The organism is Bathymodiolus platifrons methanotrophic gill symbiont (assembly GCF_002189065.1).
Lineage (GTDB): Bacteria > Pseudomonadota > Gammaproteobacteria > Methylococcales > Methylomonadaceae > Methyloprofundus.
In genome coordinates this window covers 1-2230 of sequence record NZ_BDMN01000488.1, presented here as the reverse complement: position 1 = coordinate 2230, position 2230 = coordinate 1, and the positions used below count along the sequence as shown (strand labels likewise).

The window sequence follows — 2230 nt, the reverse complement described above, 5'->3', positions numbered from 1 at the left end:
AGCATAGTTTCAATTTTACCATAAATAATTATTGGGAAACTTCAGCTTACTATTAGAGGATGATTTTGACTATGATTTGTGCAGTGCAAGGTTATTGGGACGAGATATTGCAACTATTGCTACAAGGTCAACAATGCAAGCTGTTAATGAACTGTTGCAAGGTGAAACAGGAGTTCAGGAAGAATACTTCTTGGTAGAAGCAATGTCGGGTAGATACGGTAGTAAAAGCTTTACGAAAAACCTAGATTTACTGGAAGCGCTCTATAAAGGACTGACAGAGAAACATAGAAAAAAATAAATTAGGAATAAGAAAACAATATGGGATGATCTATAGTTCATTACGTTGATACCAAACGAACAATATCCTAAAAGCCCACATAGGCATAGTCAGCCCTGAAAAAGCGAAGGGTTGGGTTGATAATATTAATTTATACATACTGCTAAAGGCAGTTTTCCAAACAATGTATGAATCTTTCTACGCTTTATAAATGGAATGAAGAATTTAAAATACCAGGGTCGTCCGTATCAAAAGAAATCCCCCCTGAGCAGTGAGTAGCAGCGTTTTTAGGAGCATGATGCAGGGATTGCCGAATATAAATTAGTATTTTTTGTTGCTGACATATCACCGGCATATCACCGCGAATTCCAGGCATAAAAAAAGCCTGTAACGGAAACCGCTACAAGCCTTTAATTATCTGTGGTGCCTCGGGCCGGAATCGAACCGGCACGCCCAGAAGGCGAGGGATTTTAAGTCCCTTGCGTCTACCAATTTCGCCACCGAGGCATCAATCTCTGATAGAGAGCCGACTATTATAATGCTTTTTTTTGGTTTGACTAGTTCTTTTTTTGTTTATTTGCAGGGCTGTCTGTAATGCATTGTTTATAGGCTAAATTTTCTTAATGATTAAATAATTCCCATACAGGTTTGATATTAGTAGGTAAGGGGGCTAGGCGACCTAATTCGACCCATTGGTTTTTGGGAGTATGAAAATCTGAACCAACTGAACCATAAAGCTCATATTGTCTGGCAAAATGTACAGTTCGTCTTATTTCATCGGGGTTGCTGCGTGCAGTAATGACTTCTATCCCTAAGCCACCCATTTCTTTAAAGGCACTTAAAAAACGGCGCATCCAGCTTGCTGTGAGTTTATAGCGCATAGGGTGGGCTAATACGGCAACCCCTCCTGCTGATTTAATCCATTGAATAGCGTGTTCTAACTCAACCCACTGGGTATTTACAAAAGCTGATTTACCCTGACCTAGGTAACGGTCAAAGGCTTCTTGCATCGTGCTGACATGGCCTTTATTGATTAAATAATTAGCAAAGTGTGGGCGAGTAATCATGCCTGTGCCTGCGGCTTCTTGTACTGCATCAAAAGCCCCTGGAATTTTATTTTTTTCTAATTTACTCGCAATTTTTTTTGCCCGTTCCATGCGAATCTTCTGTAATTGCTGGGTGCCAGCCAGAAGTTCTGTATTTTTGGGGTCTATGTTTAGCCCTAGTATATGGAATGTTTTTTTATTCCAGATGCAAGATAGTTCAATGCCTGGAACAAGGTTTAGCGCATGCTGGCTGGCTACCTGCTGCGCTTCAAAGAGCCCAGTAACAGTATCATGATCGGTGAGGGCCAGGGTTGTAACTCCGTGTTCTATGGCGCGTAAAACAACGTCAGTAGGGGATAGTGCGCCATCAGAAAAGTTGGAGTGGCAATGCAGGTCATATTTTTGTTCTGTCATTGCTGGTATTCTCCGTATAGTTTTGCATAAAGTCCATTTTGGTTGATTAATTTATCGTGGCTACCTTGTTCGCAGATTTTGCCTTCTTCAAAAACATAAACATGGTCGGCTTGTTTGATGGCGCTGAGTCTGTGGGCAATAATAATGGTGGTCCGGTTTTTTAAGAAATCAGACAGGGCAAGATGTAATTTATGCTCGGTTTCTGTATCTAAAGCTGAGGTGGCTTCATCAAGTACGACGATACTGGGTTCGGCGATGATCATACGTGCGATAGCTAGGCGCTGTCTTTGTCCGCCTGATAAGCGCGTTCCTTGTCGGCCTAAAACGGTATCCAGTCCATTTTTTAGACGTGTAACGGTATCTTTTAATTGGGCAATTTCAAGTGCATTCCATAATGCAGCATCCGAGACTACTTTACCTAGAGAGAGGTTTTCACGAATCGTGTCATTCGCTGCCAGCCATGGAGAGCGAACGCGAGGGCTGGTAGTCCCCA

3 protein-coding genes and 1 tRNA gene are annotated in these 2230 nt (G+C 41.9%); 1 reads left to right on the top strand and 3 read right to left on the bottom strand.

Annotation, left to right across the window (positions count from 1 at the left end; genetic code table 11):
* The first annotated feature begins 31 nt into the window (after window positions 1-31).
* Complete coding sequence (locus CDZ78_RS19720; RefSeq protein WP_087871486.1) at window positions 32-298, top strand: hypothetical protein; 267 nt, start codon at window positions 32-34, stop codon at window positions 296-298.
* Between the two features lie 400 nt (window positions 299-698).
* Here the strand turns inward: CDZ78_RS19720 and CDZ78_RS19715 are convergent.
* From CDZ78_RS19715 to CDZ78_RS19705, 3 genes are all read right to left on the bottom strand, one after another.
* Window positions 699-784: transfer RNA gene (locus CDZ78_RS19715), tRNA-Leu, on the bottom strand.
* A 113-nt stretch (window positions 785-897) separates the two neighbouring features.
* Window positions 898-1737, bottom strand: coding sequence for a PHP domain-containing protein (locus CDZ78_RS19710; protein WP_087871484.1), 840 nt, complete (start codon window positions 1735-1737; stop codon window positions 898-900).
* The coding region (locus CDZ78_RS19705) for an ATP-binding cassette domain-containing protein (protein ID WP_140414250.1) at window positions 1734-2230 on the bottom strand (497 nt) is incomplete at its 5' end. The genes CDZ78_RS19705 and CDZ78_RS19710, both read right to left, overlap by 4 nt.